The 19,935-nt window shown below is 34.1% G+C and carries 17 protein-coding genes and 3 pseudogenes; 7 read left to right on the top strand and 13 right to left on the bottom strand.

Translation table 11 applies throughout. The annotated features are described in order from the left end of the window. Positions 1 to 11 precede the first annotated feature (11 nt). Positions 12 to 1,445 carry an ABC transporter permease gene (locus C568_RS0123585; protein ID WP_018782894.1) on the bottom strand — a complete coding sequence of 478 codons (1,434 nt, stop codon included), beginning with the start codon at positions 1,443 to 1,445 and terminating at the stop codon, positions 12 to 14. 355 nt (positions 1,446 to 1,800) lie between these two features. On the opposite strand from C568_RS0123585, the gene C568_RS0123580 reads away from it, so the two are divergent. Further along, the gene (locus C568_RS0123580; RefSeq protein ID WP_018766958.1) at positions 1,801 to 2,331 is read left to right on the top strand and encodes an RNA polymerase sigma factor SigX; all 531 of its coding nucleotides are present in this window, start codon (positions 1,801 to 1,803) and stop codon (positions 2,329 to 2,331) included. Between the two features lie 3 nt (positions 2,332 to 2,334). Then, positions 2,335 to 3,312 carry a DUF4179 domain-containing protein gene (locus C568_RS0123575; RefSeq protein ID WP_018782893.1) on the top strand — a complete coding sequence of 326 codons (978 nt, stop codon included), beginning with the start codon at positions 2,335 to 2,337 and terminating at the stop codon, positions 3,310 to 3,312. Between the two features lie 392 nt (positions 3,313 to 3,704). Here the strand turns inward: C568_RS0123575 and dhaK are convergent, their stop codons facing one another. Further along, on the bottom strand, positions 3,705 to 5,456 hold the full coding sequence (gene dhaK, locus C568_RS33550) for a dihydroxyacetone kinase subunit DhaK (protein WP_018782892.1): 1,752 nt from the start codon (positions 5,454 to 5,456) through the stop codon (positions 3,705 to 3,707). Between the two features lie 263 nt (positions 5,457 to 5,719). Here dhaK and dhaS point away from each other — a divergent pair, with 263 nt between their 5' ends. Together dhaS and dhaQ are read left to right on the top strand one after the other, a co-directional pair. Beyond that, positions 5,720 to 6,292, top strand: coding sequence for a dihydroxyacetone kinase transcriptional activator DhaS (gene dhaS, locus C568_RS0123565; RefSeq protein WP_018782891.1), 573 nt, complete (start codon positions 5,720 to 5,722; stop codon positions 6,290 to 6,292). A gap of 12 nt (positions 6,293 to 6,304) precedes the next feature. Further along, entirely contained in the window at positions 6,305 to 7,303 is a 999-nt protein-coding gene (dhaQ, locus tag C568_RS0123560) for a DhaKLM operon coactivator DhaQ (protein ID WP_018782890.1), read from the top strand. Between the two features lie 6 nt (positions 7,304 to 7,309). Here dhaQ and C568_RS36155 read toward each other — a convergent pair whose 3' ends face one another. Together C568_RS36155 and C568_RS0123550 are read right to left on the bottom strand one after the other, a co-directional pair. Then, positions 7,310 to 7,432: a hypothetical protein gene (locus C568_RS36155; RefSeq protein ID WP_003205188.1), complete on the bottom strand. Its 123-nt coding sequence runs from the start codon at positions 7,430 to 7,432 to the stop codon at positions 7,310 to 7,312. Between the two features lie 345 nt (positions 7,433 to 7,777). Continuing rightward, positions 7,778 to 8,962, bottom strand: coding sequence for a hypothetical protein (locus C568_RS0123550; RefSeq protein WP_018782889.1), 1,185 nt, complete (start codon positions 8,960 to 8,962; stop codon positions 7,778 to 7,780). Between the two features lie 380 nt (positions 8,963 to 9,342). Here C568_RS0123550 and C568_RS0123545 point away from each other — a divergent pair, with 380 nt between their 5' ends. Further along, positions 9,343 to 10,296 carry an N-acetylmuramoyl-L-alanine amidase family protein gene (locus C568_RS0123545; protein WP_018782888.1) on the top strand — a complete coding sequence of 318 codons (954 nt, stop codon included), beginning with the start codon at positions 9,343 to 9,345 and terminating at the stop codon, positions 10,294 to 10,296. Positions 10,297 to 10,376: 80 nt separating this feature from the next. On the opposite strand, the pseudogene C568_RS0123540 reads toward C568_RS0123545, so the two are convergent. From C568_RS0123540 to C568_RS0123515, 5 genes and pseudogenes are all read right to left on the bottom strand, one after another. Further along, positions 10,377 to 10,646: pseudogene (locus C568_RS0123540) on the bottom strand (IS3 family transposase); the annotation flags it as partial. A gap of 207 nt (positions 10,647 to 10,853) precedes the next feature. Further along, the gene (locus tag C568_RS0123535; protein ID WP_018782886.1) at positions 10,854 to 11,768 is read right to left on the bottom strand and encodes a phosphotransferase family protein; all 915 of its coding nucleotides are present in this window, start codon (positions 11,766 to 11,768) and stop codon (positions 10,854 to 10,856) included. A 78-nt stretch (positions 11,769 to 11,846) separates the two neighbouring features. After that, entirely contained in the window at positions 11,847 to 12,971 is a 1,125-nt protein-coding gene (locus C568_RS0123530) for an MFS transporter (protein WP_018782885.1), read from the bottom strand. Positions 12,972 to 13,458: 487 nt separating this feature from the next. Further along, entirely contained in the window at positions 13,459 to 13,575 is a 117-nt protein-coding gene (locus C568_RS33545) for a YjcZ family sporulation protein (RefSeq protein ID WP_018782884.1), read from the bottom strand. Positions 13,576 to 13,785: 210 nt separating this feature from the next. Further along, complete coding sequence (locus C568_RS0123515; RefSeq protein WP_018782882.1) at positions 13,786 to 16,017, bottom strand: N-acetylmuramoyl-L-alanine amidase family protein; 2,232 nt, start codon at positions 16,015 to 16,017, stop codon at positions 13,786 to 13,788. Positions 16,018 to 16,257: 240 nt separating this feature from the next. Between C568_RS0123515 and C568_RS36545 the strand changes: the two are divergent. Further along, a pseudogene (locus tag C568_RS36545) lies at positions 16,258 to 16,427 on the top strand (IS4 family transposase); the annotation flags it as partial. A gap of 167 nt (positions 16,428 to 16,594) precedes the next feature. On the opposite strand, the gene C568_RS0123505 reads toward C568_RS36545, so the two are convergent. The 3 genes and pseudogenes from C568_RS0123505 to C568_RS0123495 form a co-directional block, all read right to left on the bottom strand. Further along, complete coding sequence (locus tag C568_RS0123505) at positions 16,595 to 17,092, bottom strand: DM13 domain-containing protein (RefSeq protein WP_003202815.1); 498 nt, start codon at positions 17,090 to 17,092, stop codon at positions 16,595 to 16,597. A 76-nt stretch (positions 17,093 to 17,168) separates the two neighbouring features. Continuing rightward, positions 17,169 to 17,276 (bottom strand): annotated as a pseudogene (locus C568_RS33540) (sensor histidine kinase); the annotation flags it as partial. Positions 17,277 to 17,637: 361 nt separating this feature from the next. Next, positions 17,638 to 18,114 (bottom strand): hypothetical protein, encoded by a 477-nt coding sequence (locus C568_RS0123495; RefSeq protein WP_018782881.1) that lies wholly within the window; start codon positions 18,112 to 18,114, stop codon positions 17,638 to 17,640. Between the two features lie 216 nt (positions 18,115 to 18,330). Here C568_RS0123495 and C568_RS0123490 point away from each other — a divergent pair, with 216 nt between their 5' ends. Beyond that, positions 18,331 to 19,131: a hypothetical protein gene (locus tag C568_RS0123490; RefSeq protein ID WP_018782880.1), complete on the top strand. Its 801-nt coding sequence runs from the start codon at positions 18,331 to 18,333 to the stop codon at positions 19,129 to 19,131. Between the two features lie 382 nt (positions 19,132 to 19,513). Here the strand turns inward: C568_RS0123490 and C568_RS0123485 are convergent. Beyond that, positions 19,514 to 19,935, bottom strand: a 422-nt coding sequence (locus C568_RS0123485) for a GNAT family N-acetyltransferase (protein WP_018782879.1), incomplete at its 5' end; no start/stop codon positions are given.

The following is a 19,935-nucleotide window of genomic DNA, read 5'->3' as shown; positions in this document are numbered from 1 at the left end:
GCCGAGCCTCCTTATTCATCTTTTAAAAGGATTTGTTTTGGATTTAAGCGTAGAATAGATAATGCCGGAAGAATGGTTGCTAATATAGCAATAGTCAGTCCAATTCCTCCCATTTTTCCTAAATCCTCTCCTGTTACACTTACATCAATTTTATCAATTGGATCTTCGCTTTGGTTTTGTAGATTACCACCAGCTCCAACCATCATTACACTACCATTTTGTGAATTGTCTTTTTCTTCGCTTGCTGTAGCAATTTCACTCGAAAGTAAATTATCTCCTACGAATTGAGAAACTTTAGCTCCTGTTGTTAGGGATAATCCAAATGCTAAAATAGCAATACATACTACTTCTACTACGAACTGTGCCATCAGTTTCCATTTTTTCTCTCCAATGGACAATAGAATCCCCATTTCCTTACGACGTGCTTTAATTGATAACATAATGATTAATCCTAAGATAATAGCGCCTGCAATAGATACCATATAGATAATCATTTGAGAAGTAGAAGAGATATTTTCGATAGGACCAATCATTTGTTTGTACAATGAATCATGTGCATCTAACTTAAAATAATTAAAATCAATATCAGATTGTTTTGCTTCTTTTTTAAATGCATCAATGTATTGTGGATCGTTCAAGAAGTACACGACTTGAATGCTACTACTAGTACCTTCATCTGCTTCTAATTTTTTTAAAGTAGAGTGAGGCATATATAGCTTATTAGCTGGATCCATCATAGGAGGGGCATGCTCACCCAGTGGTTGCTCATTCGTTTCGTAAATACCAATAATTTCAACTTCAAGAGTTTTCTTCTTATCCCCTGATTGAATTTTAACCTTATCTCCTACTTTCAAATTGTTTTGTTCCGCTAATCGTTTTTCCATTAAAGTTACATTCTGATCGTTCATCTTTTCTGTAATTGGTTTCCCATCAATGATTTTACTTTTTCCATTTTTAAAACTTTCTTGTAATAAAGTCTTGCGCACTCCTTCTATTATAAGAGAAGAATTCATATCTATTTCTGAACCTGAACCTGATCCTCCTCGTACAGTCGCCACTCCCGCTCTACCTTTTCCTTCTTCTTCTCCTTCTGAAGCCCCTACTAATTTAAACCCATCCGAAATTCCGAAAGTATTGGTTATATAATTATAGTCTTTTACATACTTGGACTTCGCTAATTGATCTGCTTCTTTTGTGTTGAGATGCGGCGGATTAGGCATTTCTCCAGTTCCCCTTGCTTGTTTTCCTAATTTATCAAAATCAAGACCCAAAGTAACATCTGCACCCAGTTTTTTTCTTGCAGCATCAGCAGCTTTTTTTGATGCATTTTGGATTGTGAATCCTGCCAACACTAAATTGGTAACAATCAGAAAGACAGCCATCAAAATTAATGATGTTCCTTTTCGTTTTTTCATACTGAGAATTGCGCGTTTTATAAAATTCATTTTTTCTAACCTCCTTGATAGTTTTTATTCTATATACACTATCTGGAGTTTGTATGGAGTTATTCAGTAGTTTATCTAGAGGGCTAAGGAGTTTATATGGAGTTATTCATGTACATATTTCTAACGGGTTCTGTTGCACAGTTTTGTAACATCAACATAGTTGAAAAAAATAGCGACTATACTAAGATTAATTTAGATCAAGTGATTCATTTGACTTCAATTTTTGCATTCATCTGATTGAAAGATGAATGCTTTTTTTAGTCCATAATAAAAAAATAAAAATTCTTGTCACAAAACTGGATTTTCTGGTTTCTCTATAATACAGGCAGCAAATGAGAGTGAGGTTTTGACTTACATGTTAACTATAAAAAATGAAGAGAGGCATATTTCGGATGTGACATTTGAACAGGTGTTTAAACGATACTATGGTTACGTTGTAAAACAGATCCTATGGATTATCAAAAAACAAACAATCGCTGAAGAACTAGCACAAGAAGTGTTTTTACAATTATATCGCACCGATTGGAAAGCAATTGAAAACTTACCTGGGTGGCTGATTAGATCTTCTACTTATGTAGCTTATAACTATTTACGATCTGAAAAACGACATCAAGCGAGAATAGATAAAACAATACAATATCATGAAGTACAACATGCTTCATCGCTAGATGATGACTGGATAAGAAAAGAAGAAGTCACAAAGGTACAAACCGTACTAAGTAACATGAGTGATCGAGATCGAACCATTTTATTAATGAAATTTTCTGGATTTCAATATAAAGAAATTGCAGAAGTACTTCAAATTGACATAGCTTCTATTGGAACATTGTTGATACGAGCCAAAACAAAATTTCGCAAGATTTATAAACAAATGGAGGAGGCATAACAAATGACTTGTTATGATATGGGGTTAATTCAAGCATATATAGATGGAGAACTTCCTCGTGATGCAAGAAAGCAATTTATACAACATCTAGATACATGTGAAGATTGTCAAAAAGTATTAATAGAACTTAGTGAATTAAATCAATGGGAAAATTTAATGCTTGATGAAGAGTGTGTACATGCAACACAAGAAATCAATATTGATGTAGAACAAGCATGGCAGACATTTGAAAAGCGTTCAAAGCAAGAAAATGTTTCTTATATCAATAATAAAACGCAGAAGAAGAAAGGATTGTTTACAAACATGAGTAAAAAATCAAAACGTTTCATTTATACAGCGGTAGCTGCAGCAGGACTTTTCACAACAGCAATGATTCCACAAGTACAAGTTGCAGCTACGAATGTTGCCTCCTATTTTTCTAATGAAGTTACAAATGATAAGGTTGTAAATGAGGGAATAAAGGATGAAAATGGTGTCACACAAGATATGATGAAGAATGGTCAATTTATTCCCCTGGATGAAAAAATAACTGATCAAGGTGTTACTGTGCATTTTAAAGAATTATTTGTTGCAGATTCACGTATATCAGTTCATTATAGAATTGAAAAAGCTGATGGAAGTCTAGTACCGTTTGAATTTGATACAACTGGATTAGACCTTAAAAGTGATGGTAAGGCAAATGGACAACAAGAAGAAAATCCTGAATATAATACTAAGGATGGTATGTTCTCACAGTTAGGATTTATTCAAGGTGCAGATGATTTACCATTCAAATTAATGGCAGATGGAAAAGAATTAAAACATGTAGGTATTCGTGATAAAGATAAACCCGAAGGCGTTGTTACATTTGTTGAAGGTCCTGAAGGGAAAGGATCCTTTAAACAACCACTTACGATAAATGTAAATATAAATAAAATCGGAAAAGTAACTGGATCTTGGAAAGGACAAATTCAAATTGATCCTGCAAAATTGAAAAAATAAAACAAATTAAAATGAAAAAAAGAATAGAACAATGTGTATCCAATACGATGCTTATATGTTTCCTTGTTTTCATTACATTTATTTCGTACATTGTTTTCATCCTATCTTTTATTTATTAATTAGGTTCATAAAATCAATATGCGTAATTCTGATAAGAAAATAACGACTAAAAGGCGTACCCGTCTACATTTCAACGGAAATATAGGCTAAATAGCATAAATCTTTTATTCACAAAAACATCCCAATAGAGTAAACCCTATTGGGATGTTTTAATGAAATAGATTTAACGGTATTTCACAGTATGCCATATGACTTGTTTCAAAATAGGTATCTTTCTTATTTTCCTTCTATTCACCTACACAATTGAGACTTTCCAGTATCCCGAAATACTATTATCTTAAACTACGAGAAAGCTCCGTAAAAATAACCCCTAGCGCATAGGCACCAGCATCAGGATAACCTAAGCTTCTTTCACCAACCGTACCAGCGCGGCCCATTCGAGCGACGATTTCTTTTGTATATTCTGCTCCTTTAACGGCAGCCGCTGCCCCTTTTTCAAAAGCAGTCTTAAAGTCTGTACCAGCTGCAGCGCTTTCTGACCAAGCATTTACACAAGGTACAAGCGCATCTACAAGCGTCTTATCGCCTACTTCTGCTCCTCTTCCGAAAGAGCGCTCACCGATAGACTGTATACCATGAAGTGCGGCTTGCAACATTTCAGCAAACTCTCCAACTGTTAATTCCATTTTCCCTTCCATAGCCTTACCTGCAGCTCGGAAAGCTCCGCCCCAAATTGGACCAGAAGCTCCACCGCAATGTTCCATAATCACCATAGAACACGCATTAAGGAAAGTTCCAATATTTAAATGCTCTTGATCTAAAATCGAGCTCCATTCACGCTTTAATTGTTTAAATCCTTTCGCGACACTCATTCCGAAATCACCATCACCTGCATGCGTATCCAGTTCGCAGAATGGTACTTCGTTCTTAATAATAACTTCGCTCATTTTATCTATAAGATAAATCATATTATTTAATGTGATTACCTCATTCTTAATGATTGCATGTTCTTCAGCTGTTTCCGTCTCAAAGAAAACTGGCTTCTCTTCTTCGTGCTCCGCAATATCAACGTATTCTACACTCTCAATTGGTCCATCTACTTTAAACGCAGGTGTATTACATTCTTTCGATAGCAATGTCTTCAGCTCATCGTCTAGTTTCATCACTGTTAGAGAAATTCCAGCCATATCAATACTCGTCATGTAATTACCGACAAACGTTCTATTGATTCGTATATTTCTTTTACTTAACTCTCTCGTAGCTGCATTGTTAAACAAATACAGTTCTTGAAGCGGTGTACCACCAAATCCGTTTACTAGAACAGTAATTTCAGCATCTTCATCTAGTCCTAAATCCTTCACAAGGTCATTTGTCATACGTAACGCTAATTCATCTGCAGCCATAATTTTTTCGCGTTTTCTGCCTGGCTCTCCGTGAATACCAACGCCATATTCCATCTCATCTTCACCTAATTTGAAAGTAGGTGATCCACTCGCCGGAACCGTGCAGGAAGTTAATGCGAGACCGATTGTTCGAACATTTGCCGCTGCTTTTTCCGCTACAGCTTTCACCTGCATCAAATCCATACCTTCTTCCGCTGCTGCACCGGCTATTTTATGTACTAACACAACTCCTGCAACACCGCGACGTCCTACTGTATAAAGACTATCTTCTACTGCAATATCATCATCTACGCGGACATATTCTACTTCAATGCCATCCTCAGTAGCTAAGTGAGCACCATTTTTAAAGTTCATGATATCGCCACTGTAATTTTTAATAATTAGTAGCGTACCTTTTTTGCTAGCTGTTGCTTTAATCGCTTGATACACCTGTATTTGCGATGGAGAAGCAAACACATCTCCGCATACTGCCGCATCCAGCATTCCTTTTCCTACTAGCCCCGCATGTGCCGGTTCATGTCCACTACCGCCACCGCTAATTAAAGTTACCTTATTTTCGTTCATTTCTTTTTTCTTAATGACCTTATACTTTTTTAATAACTCGAGTTCCGGATGAGCCATAACCATCCCATTGCACATCTCCATAACGAGCGTTTCAGGTTGATTTATAATTTTTTTCATTTGTTATTCCTCCTCTGTAAGCTTTGTTACATTCTTCGCAAACCTATTCGTATCCACACTTCCATAATTTTATTGCTTTTCCTGCCACGGTACATTCTCTTCTGAATTATGATATATTTGAAAGCGTATTCTTATTAACTATAATAAAATGAAAGCGTTTTATGGTAAACGGACAAAATGAACGATTTGTCTAAAGACACCCACTTCATTTATAGGTAGGATGTTAATTATTAAAAACGAATAAAGCTGTAGGGATGATTATAATGACCTCTTCTATCATTTCAAAAAAAATCATAGCCAACTCATTAAAAAAATTAATGGAAACTGAACCTTTCCATAAAATATCCGTGAGTGACATTATGTTAAATTGTCAGTTGCGCAGGCAAACTTTTTATTATCACTTTAAAGATAAATTTGAATTGTTAAGTTGGATTTATAAAGAAGAAACAAAAGAGAATATTATAGACTTTCTTGATTATGAAAAATGGGAAAATATTTTCGACCTATTATTTGATTACTTTTACCAAAACCAATGCTTCTACCGAAATGCATTTAAAGTAATCGAGCAAAATTCATTTAATTATTATCTCTTTGAACATACGAAAAACTTATATCTCAAAATCATCGATGAACTATTAATTGGCTGTAAATTAGCAATTTCTGAGGTAAAAAAAGATACACTGGCCTCTTTTTATAGTCACGGATTTGTTGGGACAATAAAAAATTGGATTGAGAATCATTGCGCTATTGATCCGTCTATCATGTCTTCGATGATCAAAAATATGATAAACAATCAATTAGTCCTTTTACTAAAGCAATCAGCACACAAATCATAAGGTGGAAAAACAATGAAAAAAATTATGAATGATGCTCAAAATATTGTTCAAGATATGTTGCATGGTTTTTATTTTGAACATAACGATAGAATATCTTATAACAAAGAACACAACATCATTTATCAGAAAGACCTTGCTGAAATTGGGCAAGATGTTGCCATTATAAGCGGCGGCGGTAGCGGGCACGAACCAGCTGATATTGGTTATGTAGGAAAAGGCATGCTTTCAGCGGCAGTCAATGGAGAAATTTTCACCCCACCTACACCAGAACAAATAGTAGCGGCAGTTCGCTCTGTGCCCAAAGACAAGGGCGTCCTATTAATCATTAAAAACTTTCAAGCTGACGTGGAAAGCTTTTTAACTGCTGAATCTTTGGCAAAAGAAGAAGGAAGACTTGTTGATCATGTCATTGTGAATGACGATGTTTCCATTGAAGATGATGCTTCCTTTAATAAAAGAAGACGAGGAGTAGCTGGTACGATTTTTGTTCATAAAATACTTGGAGCAGCGGCTCTTGAAGGCCATTCATTACAACAATTAACAGGCATCGGCCATTCTGTCATTCGGAATCTGCATACATTAGGAGTTGCGCTCTCTCCAGCAACCGACCCTATCCAAGGAAAGACTTCTTTTACCTTACAAGACAATGAAGTCTTTTACGGAGTCGGCATCCACGGAGAAAAAGGATACCGGAAAGAAATGTTATCTTCTTCTGAAAAATTGGCGATTGAGCTTATGAATAAGCTCAAAAGTATTTACCGCTGGAAAAAAGGAGACAAGTTTGCCATCTTGATTAATGGATTAGGCGCTACCCCATTAATGGAACAGTATATCTTCGCAAATGACATTCGCCGTTTATGTGAGCTTGAAGGATTAGATATTCGATTTGTCAAAGTCGGAACCCATCTAACCTCCTTAGACATGCAAGGCACTTCATTAACCTTACTTAAAATAGAAGATCCACTTTGGGAAAAATGGTTAAAAGCGGATGTTGAGGTGGCTAGCTGGTAGTTTCAATTAGCTTGAAAAGGTGTTTTCCATATGTGAAAACACCTTTATATTGTTTAGAATCCTTTGTTCTTCTTTAAATTGTAGTGCCCATTCTGGTGTATGCTCCTCAATAACAACTTGCTTATCCATAGTTCTGTCTCCTTACTCGTTTTTTGCTTGAATATAACACCAACTTAAGATACATAAAACTATTAGATCCCGTATATACATGAAGCCTACATAACATTTCATTATCAAAATTTCAAATTAACTTTCTGGTCTAAAACTTTATTTTAATAAAAATTCTTTTCCCTAAATAAACACTAATTTTGCCCATAGAAAAATCCCCTCCATAGTAAACAGATTAATGTGCTTTCTTTTTACTGTCTACAATAAGGGGGATCATGTCATCGTGCCACCTTCTTTTTTTATATCACTCTTTAATCCCGCTATTCGTGGGCAGTAAGTCCCCCACTGACGGACACTTTCTTTCGTTTAATAATATTTCAGTTCACTCTCCGGTGTTTGTACAATCACAGGACTTTTAGCAGGATTTAACCATCTTAAAACAGAAAGAGCATTTTCCCGAGATGTTGCTGTGCAACCGTATGTATACATATCTGAAATATGGAAGAAAATCGCCGAGCCAGCTCCAGCTATTCGTTCTGTATTATAGTTAATCACAAACCCATAATCATATTGAGGAATATTCATATTTTCGGCACTGCTCCAACGGTCATTTGCTGGTTTTTGCTGCCACGTGTTATATAAAGGTGAATTAGAATCATCCACCCAAACATCATTTGATGTAATTTGTCGATATGGTAATTTTGTTCCTGGATTACCGTAGCGACCAAAAGCTGTTCCAATTGTATATTTACCGCGCGGAGAATTTTTTCCTCCTTCTGCCATTGTATAAGCAAATCCATCACGTCCAATATATCCTTGCATAGCAGCATACACTGGATACCATTTATTATTTCGCTTCTCGAATGTTTGAATTTCTGCCTTACTAGTTCCATAATCATTTGCCGTCACAAGAATAAGCTGTTGATTTTCTCCTATTGTATATAAATAGTCAGCATCATTGCTTGCAACCCATACACCGCTATTCTCAAAGTAATACCATGCCCCACCTATTTTATTCCAACCAATCTCCATTCCACCATTGCTATTCATATAAAACCAATTCGTTCCATCAAAATACCAATCTGTTTTCATTACGCCATTACTCTCAAAGTAATACCACGTTCCTTGAATCTTTTTCCATCCTGTCTCCATTCCACCATTGCTATTCATATAAAACCAATTCATTCCATCAAAATACCAATCTGTTTTCATTACGCCATTACTCTCAAAGTAATACCACGTTCCTTGAATCTTTTTCCATCCTGTCTCCATTCCACCATTGCTATTCATATAAAACCAATTCGTTCCGTCAAAATACCAACCTGTTTTCATTACGCCGTTACTCTCAAAGTAATACCACGTTCCCTGAATCTTTTTCCATCCGCTTGCCGGCACATTATTCACATAGTAATACCAATTGTTTTGTTCAAACACCCAGCCGTCTTTTACGACAATTTGCTGATTTCCACCTGTCTTTACTTCTGCAAAACTTTGTATAGGTGCTATTAATAAGCTTCCTGCTACACATATTGATGCAATCATTCGCTTCATTACATTTCTCCTCTTTTTCTTTACAGAATATACACTTACATTTTTAAAATATCTAACAGAAAATTTTTCTAGCCTCCTATGAAAAATGCTAGAGAATCAAAACCACATTGCTAATTTTTACGAATTTCTTTCTTCTATAATAGAATGGAAAAGAAACAGCTAGCAAGAAGGATTTTAAAACTCCTTTGCATACTAATGATAATGGTGATTTTATTCCTTATTAACAGATAATAAGGAATAAAACCCTTACAGAAAGAAATACTTTCGATATTTTTTAACATATTTGTAACATATTTGTAATAAAAGTATTGAATTCGTTTTATTAGTTAGATATATTAGTAGTAGGGAAAGGCATTTTTCTAAAAAAGGAGCAGATTATCATGAAAAAACAAATCTTTAGTATGTTATTTGTTGCAGGTATATTGTTTAGCGGAATACAACCTCATGTTTATGCAGAAACAAATAAACAGTCTACTCCAATAACGGGTTGGGTACAAAAACAACACGCATGGTATTACTACATAAATGGAAAAATGGCAACAGGATGGGTAAACACAAATAACAATTGGTATTTTTTAAATAAAGATGGCGCTATGCACACTGGATGGCTAAAACAAGATGAAAAGTGGTACTTCTTCAATAAAAACGGTGCTATGCAGTATGGATGGGTTTCCGACAGTGAGAAATGGTATTTTCTTGGAAAAGATGGTGTCATGAAAACTGGATGGCATCAAAACTCACCATATGATTGGTACTACTTAAATAAAGATGGCGCTATGCACACTGGATGGGTTCTTGATCAAAACAAATGGTACTTTTTAAATGCAAAGGGTATTATGCAAACGGGTTGGGTACTCGACCAAAACAAATGGTACTTCCTTGATAAAAGCGGTGCAATGAAAACTGGATGGTTTGTCGACGATCAATTACAATGGTACTATCTCGATAAAGACGGTGCATGGAATCCTGATGCAAAACCAACTTCTATTCTATACAACGTTCAAGGAACATGGTCAGAACAAGAACTACCGACGAAACCACCGTATATCGGCCCAGCTTTCACAATGATGAAGATTAGTCCTATTTCTGAAAACGAAGCAGTTGTCGGTGTATCTTCTTATTCCGATAACGCTGAAGATATAGCATATATAGACGGTACTGTAACATTCAAAAATAATAAAGCAACTTTAATTTTTGATCAATTTGGTAAACAAGGTCAAATTGATATTGAAATCGTAGATGGCAAAGCATTGTTAAATATTAAACTTCTAAAAAGTTCGGATGAGTGGAACTTAATTCAAGGGAAACATACATTGCCTATTTATAGAAGATAAGATTTCATAAAAAAGAGGAGAACCAATATATGAACTGTACCCTATAAAATGGACAGTTTAATAAAAAGACCTTTAAAAAATTAAGCACTTAAAAGATGGTTCCAGTATTGTACCGGAGCCATTTTTTTGAGAGTCCATTGATAACGATCATAATTATAATCTTGTATATAATTCTCGATTACTAGTTGAAGAGAGCGGAACGTTTGACAACACTTATAGTCTAATCCATCTTTCATATGACCAAAAAAGAATTCCATTGAGGCATTATCTAGACAGTTTCCTCTACGTGACATAGACTGTCTCATACCCATTTCCTTTACACAGCGCTGAAATTCCGGGTGCCTGTAATAATTATCACCCTATTTGGGGTACGGAAACATCGCCATCAAGTTAACGAAAATGAGATACCCCATGCCCATCAACTTAAGATCTCATAATACCCCCAGAACGAAAATTTTGTGCATTTTGCTCGTTTTTATTGTTTTGGGATAACTCGTGCATTTAGCTTGATGGCGATGTGGCGGGCCCCCCTATGTGAAAGCATCTTTTATTTATTCTTATAAACATCTATGTATTTCATTATGAAGTGTTTTAACACGCTCTTTATAGAATATGCCTTTATCCTCTATTTTCAGTTGCGCTATAAACAGGTTTGCAAGCATTACCGCTGTATCAAGCTGATACAATAAGCTGACAATAGGAGGAATATATTCAAATATATCTTTATTCTGATATCCATCTTTAAATTCATACCAATCGATCTCATTAGTTTCAGCTATCCTCATAAGTTCTAGCAGCGGGTGACCAATTAGAGCATTATCCCAATCAACCAACGCCTTAACTTCTCCATTATATCCAATTAGATTTGCTGGTCGAATGTCCATATGTAATAACTTCCTTACATGATCCGCTTGTTTAAGAATCTGTTCGATTATTGATATATCAGGAAATTTAATATCGCAATGCGTAATTTTATTAAATCCTTCTACTCTTTTCACGAGACGTTCAGCTATATACTTGCTAGATGGTTTTCTAGTCCTATGTTGGTAATTTAAATCTTCAATTGGCATACTGTGAAGCTTGTTAACTACTTCTCCTATTTTGTACGCAGAAATTGGAATATGATCAGTAGCCAGGTAATCTGAAATTAAAAAATCAAGTTCCGTAGAAAGATGCAATCCGTGAATCTCTGGTACTGGAATGTCTTTAGAATTACAAAACTTAGAAAGTTCCGCTTCCTTTTGTAACGAAAGTCGACTACTAAACAACTCTTCATTTATATTTTTCACTTCACGTTCCCACGGTACTCGAAATGCTAAAGGTCCTTTTTTCGAATCTCCTCGAAACACAATATTTTGTACTCCATTTCCTACTACTTTTAACTCCTTAACAGCCAATTCTTTATATTCTCGACTCAATATAGTTTTTAATTTTGCTCTTAGTTCTTCTGTTTTCGAACGTATATTAATCATTTTATCCCCCGATTCGTAAGTTATTTACAACCTGTAACAGCATCTCTGATTAATCTTCCAGATGTATTTCCCTTCATTTTAATACATTTGTTTTTTCATATTTCCAATCGTAATAAAGCTAGCCAATATTAAGATAGAAAATAAAAGCAAAATATGATTCACTCCCATACGAGTTATTAAAATACCAGTCAATAGAGCAGATGATATCTTAACAAATGATGCTAGAATCGTTCTTAAGCCTATTACCCTGCCAATATATTCTGTTGTAGTATTCAACTGTATTAACGTTTGCACAATAATCAAGTGCGACATGGTAAATAATCCCATTATAAATATACAAATAACGGCCGTTGTTTTATAGTCATTCAAATATAATAAAAAAGAAGAGGTTGCCATACCCACCATCGTAATAAAAATAACTTTATGTTTAAACTTTTTTAAAAAATAGATAGCAATAAAACCTGCTATAATCCCTCCTTCAAACTGTTCTGCAAGAGGTAATAATAAAGTTGTTGTCATTTGTATACTAATGCTATTCAAAATAGATAAAAACAGTAAGTATTTCATTCCTTCTGTTTGATTAATAAAATGCCATCCCGATATTAATTCTGCAAGGTAGAATATTCTTGTATTCTTTATTTTTTTAGGGTTCATTCTTTTTATGGAAGAAAAGAAAATAGCCGCAACTAAAAATGTTACAGAATTAATAAAGAAACTAGTAGCTAAAGAAAATTTAACTAGAAATAACCCAGAAATACCAGTTCCCACTATTAATGCTGCTTCATTTAATGAAGATGCTTTTGATATGACAAATGGTATATCATGATTACAGAATGCTTCCTTAATAAATGCAGAAGATGCAGGTTTGTAAACGGTGTAGCAAACTGCTAATAAGAATTGCATAATGTAAAAAACAAATACTGATTCAAATCTTATGAAAACGAGAATCGCCATGATTAAAACAAGTACAAATCGAATACTATCTGTTAGAACAACAATATTTTTAGAGTCATGATGATCTACATAAACAGACACAAAAGGTGTTAAAATGACACTTGGTATATAATAAATAGCAATCATTAATCCGATAGAAGTTGATTGTCCTGTTAAATGAAAAATATACCATAGCAAAGCAATTTGTTGAATTCCATCCCCGAATCCGGTAATGCTAATCCCTAATAAATATTTCAATTTATTACTCATAAAATTACCCCTTATATAATAGTTACCTTCATTTTAGGTGCATCACTTCAACAGAGTAAATTACAACTTAATTATCTATATTTATAATTAATTCTTATAAAGTAATAATTTAATCTCTCAATCAAAATAAAAGAAGTAAAAGGGTATTACATATTATAAATGACTTATATGTAATACCCTTAATTTTTTATGACCTTTTACAATTTAGGTCTTGATAATATACGATGTCCGCGTTTTGACGTCAGGACCCCTAATAGACCTCAAATAACTTCATTTCCATTAAATATAAAAACATAATTATATAACTGTCCTCTAGTGATTGGCTCAAAAAAGAAGGAATTCTTGCCGTGCCCCATAATGAGATTTTACTGTTTTGTTAGTGGAGGAATATTGTTGTAATATATGAGTACATTCACTCTTTATCTCTGCACAATGTGTGGGGATTTTTTCATAAAGAAAAGACACTCCAATGAGTGCCTTTTCTTTACTAGCAACCGAATCCGCCGCCCCAACAACTGCAACCAATGATAATTAGCAGAATGAACAGGACAATTAGTAAAGCGAATCCGCCACCAAAACCACCACAACTACCTCCAAAGCCCATAACATTTCCTCCTTGAGTAAGAGGGACCATACACATGTGTTTTAACGGATACACATTACTTTATGTTTTTAAACAATATATGAGCAGGTCCTTTTTCTTTATGGGTGCACCACATCACCATCAAGTTAATAAAAATCCTCCAGATGCTGAAAGCATCTGGAGGCTGTGTGGGTCTCATTTAGCGAGTCATATTTATATTTTTTTGGATGATTAATAACCTTTGTGTCCATGACTGTCAAATGTATAGGTTTTTCCGTTAATTTCAACCTTGGTATCTGTATAAATTGAACCATCCTGTTTAGCATAATACGTAAAGTATCCGTAATAAGGGAAATGATACCCACCACCAACTTGGAACCATCCTATCTTAGCTGCTCCAGATTCATCGAAGTAATACCATTTACCATCGATTTCTTGCCAGCCCGTTTGCATTACACCTTTATCGTCATAATGGTATATCTTACCATCAACTTTATCGAACCCTGTTAGCTTAGCTTCTCCGTCATGATTAAAATAATATCTTTTTCCGTCAATGGTTTCATGTCCATCGAAAGTATAGTGTACGCCGTCTTTGAAATGATATTTCTTTCCATCAATCGTTTTCCAACCAGAATAAGTAGCTCCTTCTTCTAAGCTATAATAGTGGATTGCATCCTTCTCACTTCCATCCGGTTGAGGAAAAGCTCTCTTTTCAGTCACTCCTAATTTTCTAATAGCACCGTTTTTCTCAAAGGCTAGTTGTTTCTCGTTAAAAATAACAGTTGTAGGAGTAGTTAGTGCGTTTCCATTCAGATCAGAAGCTCTCTCAAGCACGCCCTTGTCAGAAAAATGAAGAATGACTTTTTGATCTTCTAAACGTAGTTTATTTTTAGTAGGTTGGTAATTTTGGAAATCATAAATTTTACCATCGATTTCCCGCAAACCTTCTTTAACCAACGCTCCAGAAGCATCAGAATAGTAATTATCTCTCCATGCTGATCGTTGCAAAGCACCAGAATCATTAAAGTGATAGTACTTACCCTCAATTTGTGAATTTATTCCTGAAGCCATCATGTTAGACTCCGGATTAAAATAATACGTATTCCCCCCAATTTTCTGCCAACCCTTCAAGAGAACTCCTGAAGCATCTGCATAATACCAACCGGGATTTTGCGTACCTTGGTTTATCCAACTATTTTTAATCAATTTTCCAGTAGAATCATATGCAGTCCATATAGAACTATCACCTTTATCATTACTTCTGAACTCTATTCCGTCATAATTCTGTTTCTCATTTTCTTTCCCAGGGTACCATTCTCTTAACCAGTTATGAATTTCATTGTTAGTTTTTGCAGTGAAACGAATTTCGGATTTGAAACTCCAATCAGTACCAAATTGTTGAACATAAGAATTACCAGCCAAACTTACTCCATTCTTGTTTTTTAAATAGAATTGGAATTTATTATCATGAGAATTACCGGTCTGAACAAGTTCAAACACTTCATCATCACCAATCGAATCAGAATATTGAAGTGCATTTCCTTCTTTCCCTGAAAGATATTTTGAACCTGTTTTTACCAATACTTTATTCGTCCCTTTTTTATAGGGGATAATTTGATAAGGTTTACCGTCATTTAGTATACTAAATGGTAGTGTAATAGGTGTCTCTAGGATTTTTGTAGATTCCGCCAATATATTAGTTGACCGGTTATTAAAATCCGCACGAGCTTTAGGGTCATTCTTAACATAATTCTCAAGAACATCTTTGGATACTGGCTTTGAAGTCAATGTTGATATTCGCTTTTCCTCATCTGATAACTCAGCAAATAGGGCATCTGTACCTCTAGCAAATGACCATTCAGAAGTATATGATGGGTATCTTTTCTTATGAAATGGAATAACAAGTCTTGGGTTTTTACCAGATGTTTTTTCTACGAATGCTGTTTGACCTTGATTCATCACAACTCCGGTCTTTCCTTCGTCTAATTGTGCTTGTGTAATGTAAAGAAGATCGTGTTCTGAGACAGATTTTGCATTAGGGTTTAGATCTATAATTGTACCCGCTTCAGTAATTTTAAGCTGCTGCCCAGATCTTAATTTATGAATTTCAATTTTTCCATTTGGATAGAGTACTTTAACTGATTTAGTAAAATTTGAATCATCTTCTGTATGATGCATGGAAATATTAAATTCCCCAGATGTAAAATTAGGAGCCCTGTAAGTTATATTTTCTGCATATACATCAATGTGAGTGCCTGGTCCTGGATCATTTGGAGATATTCCAAGTCCTTCATAAATGTCTTTCACTATACCTAATGAAGTAATCGTCACATCGAGTACGGTACCTATCCCTGCGCTAGCCTTGTTTTCTGCAATAGGAGCTACTGAAAAAAGAATACCTAATGCCGCTGCGGTAGGAATGACTTTCTTTCCAATTCCAATTGTTTTAAATTTTTTCTTCATTTTTGTTGTCCTCTCTTAGTAAAATTTAGCCTAGATTGCTTACATGTAACACTGTAAAAAATAAACATATAAAGACTGTCGTATGTTGATTTAAAAATATAAAATCAATATTTATAAGTTCATCTTAGTTTAAATACCTTTCATCTTTCTTGCGAAAATGTTACAAAACTCTTTCGTTAATATCTTATAAAATTCCGAATTTTATAAGATATTCTGTATTTTTCAACTTGGCCTCATGCCCATCAAGCTATACAGAAAAACACCCAAGAAATAACAAAGATTCTAATCCGCCTATTCCACCTAGTACAGAAAATGGTCGGAAATCTCATCGATATGAGAAGAAAACAGTCTTTGATATTATGGGTGTTGTCTATGAGTATGATGGATTGAGAAGACAAAAGAAAGCTGCATCATTTTTAAAAATGATGCCTATCTATGTTTATTTGGCATGCTCATTTTTAAGGGAAAAAGTATTTCAAGAGTTTTTTTAGTTCATTTGAACGAAAGTTTATTTTGTTTTCGTTCTTAAGTTAATAGGCATGGGACATGTACACAAGCCTCATTTTTATGTTCTTTCTTACTTTTCAAAATAAGCCGCACCAAAGTTTTCATTAAATCTCTTACACCATATAGAAACCGAACCGTATGTGCTTACATCTATCCCTTCAGGAATTTCATAGTTTTGGTCTCCTTTGTTTCCCTTTAACTTTCCTAATTCAATATACTGATGGTTTTTAACATCTTCGTTATTTTTCAAACGATTCGTAGGAACTAATACAACTCGAACATCTGGCCCATTAGAAGTTGAAAAATTTGAAAGTCGTAAAACACGTTTTCCATCCCCTAATTGATGGATCGTTGCCGTTCCAGTTGTTTCATGAACACCGTTTTGAAACTGACCTGTACTTATTACTCGTTCTTCTTGTTGTTTTGTTTTGTTTGATTGTATTTCTGTTTGTGGCAATGCTTCATTCACTTGCTTATCAATAAATAATTTCTCGGGGCGGAACAATGACCATAAAATTCCCCCAACAATTATGGAACCTCCTATAAGCAATACATATTTTCTTTTCATAAAGTAAAAGTCCTCCTGTAGTATACTGTTTAGTGGTATAGTAACAAGAAAGTCTTTCATTTCTATAATATAAATATTACAAAAGTCTTTCAGCGGTCTTATTTTTTTCTGATGTGATGGGAAGAGTAAACCAAAATTCACTTCCCTGTTTTCCATCTGAGCGATCTCTCACACCAATTTCTCCTAACTCTCCATATTTGCTTCTTAACTAAAATCAAACTGGTATCGTTTCATAGCATACCGTTAGAAACCTTTTTTAAATTCACCGGTTAAACATAGAAGAAGTAGACACATTATTGTTAACATAAATTAGAGACTGAAATTCGCTTGTTTTTCATTCATATTGGTTAAACTTCTTTAAAGTCACGGCTCTTTTTGTATAGATTGTTGTTTTTTTGCGATAAAAATAAGACCTCGGATTAAATCCAGGTCTTAGGTATTTATGAACGCTTTCTTCGTATGGCGATATTAATCTTCATCACGACTTCCAAGTACAAGATAGAATCCGAAAATCAGCTTCGCGAATGTAAATATTTACTAGCATTCTATTTTTTGTGTATATTAGAATTTATAATGTTCTTGCATTTTCTAATTTTTTGTTTAATTTGCTGATTTTCAAAAAAATAAATCTCTGTACCTGACCAAACAAAAACCCAACACACTATGCTTAAAACTCCTGCAATATAGGCATGATTGCTTGAAAGCTTCAAGTATATCAACCCAACAATAATACCAACCACAAACAAAACAATAGCCTTATTGACATTTCTAGCATATGTATATTCCTCTTCGTTCAAGATGTTAGAAAAAGTGTTACATGTGGCAGTCTTCAGTAACTTTTCGTCAAAATCATTCTGACCTAAAAAAAATATTTCAACTTCTTTTCTTTTGCCACTGCGTAGCTTTGACAAAAGAAAATCTTCAAGGTCAGAGCTTAGGTGAACATCATCTGAGCTATAATATCTTGAAAACGGAGTATCAGTTTCATCTAAATAGATATTTATACTTAATTCATCTTTCATGTTAACCCTCCTTTAACTCCAATGTACTAGTTGAAAGTCAACCTTTTATCAGTATGGTCAAGATAGCAACAATTCTTACGAAAACAGAGAAAGTCAAAGAAAGACTTTTGTAACAATTACGAAAGAAATTTGAAAGGGGTTTAAATTAAGATAAACTTACCGATATTAATTTAAACATGTTGGTAACAGTATATTTAGAAAGTAAGGAACAAAGTCATGAAAGAAAAGATAAAGAGAAGTATAAAAAAAATTTCCCCTGTAGGAATAGCGATGGGAATCTTATTCAGTTTCAACCCAATTACAAAACATAAAGTGAAAGCAGACGTTGATACAAGAGAAACGATTCTTACAACATTTGGAGATACCTATGATACGTTTCTAAAAGAGCCTTTTGTTATTCTTTTATCAGAACAAAGTGCTAAATATGATTATACAGCTAACAATGAAAACCGTGCTTACAAAGCTCCTACTTTTAACAAAGGAGAATTTGGTATTAGTGTGTATGATTATTATAAGAACCAAAACTTTTCTAAAAAAATTAAAGTTTTCTATGAAGATGGAAAAGTTGAATATAAAACGATAAAACATGGTCAACAACTTCTAATTAAGCAAGCTGGTATAATAGTGGACTTAAATCCCGATGCCTCAGATCTATATGAACATGATACGTATTATATTACACAAAAACAATTAGATGCAGGGAATACTGGTATTGCGCTGACGAATTGGCAAACATATTACTTAAAAAGTGACAATAATGGTCAAATGAATGGTCCTTTAGCTCTAAAATATATTAAACAGGAATTTCCAAATATAAAACCAGGTAGTACTTCTTTTGACCTAAATAAACTTTTTCATGCACTACCGGGAGAGAAGCGAAAACTCGCAACGATAACTTCGAATCCAGTAAAAGCATCTGGAATTTTTAGTTATACCTCTGATGAGCTTGCTGAGATAAAGAAACATAAACTCGCCGTCGTTACACAACATAAAAATAAAAAAGAAAGTCCCAGGTGAATGAATTCATTAAGAAATTAAACAAAAACATTGTTTTTTGGTAAACAATGTTTTTGTTTAACGTGAAATTTTCTTTTTTTGATATGATAACCTCTAGAAGCTTTACAAGCATTTTTAACGAGTAACTAATCAACAAGACAATTTTCTGTACGTTAAGGAAATCGGATAAACCTTTACATATCAACAAAAAAATCGAGTATAAAACCTTTGTGATTTTATACTCGATTTAACCTGCCATTTATACGGTTTCTCCATGTTATCTGAACTACTTAAAATTAATAGGACTCTTTTTTAGTTTTGAAAGTAAACTTTAGTATATTAATTTACTTTCAATACACTTGTTAACTAAATAATTATCTTCAGCAAAATAGGTTGATTTTTTCTACCCCTCGTGAATTTCTTTAATGCTTTTTCCTTCTAAAAACGCATGTCCCGTTTTAATTTTTTCTACTGTTTCAAATCCATACTTTTCATACACTTTTTCTACTGTTTCGTTAATTGGGATCACCCAAAGATTATCTAGTCCTCTATTCATTACTTCACTTTGAATAAAGTGAATAAGTTCACCTATTAACCCTTTACCTCTAAACTTTTCAATTGTAGCTACACTTTCCATTCGGGCCTGTTTTTCATGTTCAAAAATACAAGCGATGGAACATGCTACTCCATTGTATCTAAGTAGATAGTGAGTGAATGCTGGATGTTGGAATTCATCTTGAAAAGCTTTTTTTCTAACTTCGCCTCCTAACTCTTTTATACTACATTCAATATCTAAAGCTTCTTCAAAATTTAATTCAGATACCT

Origin of the sequence: Bacillus sp. 95MFCvi2.1, assembly GCF_000374965.1 — a bacterium.
Lineage (GTDB): Bacteria > Bacillota > Bacilli > Bacillales > Bacillaceae_G > Bacillus_A > Bacillus_A pseudomycoides.
This window is presented reverse-complemented; position numbering and strand designations above follow the sequence as displayed.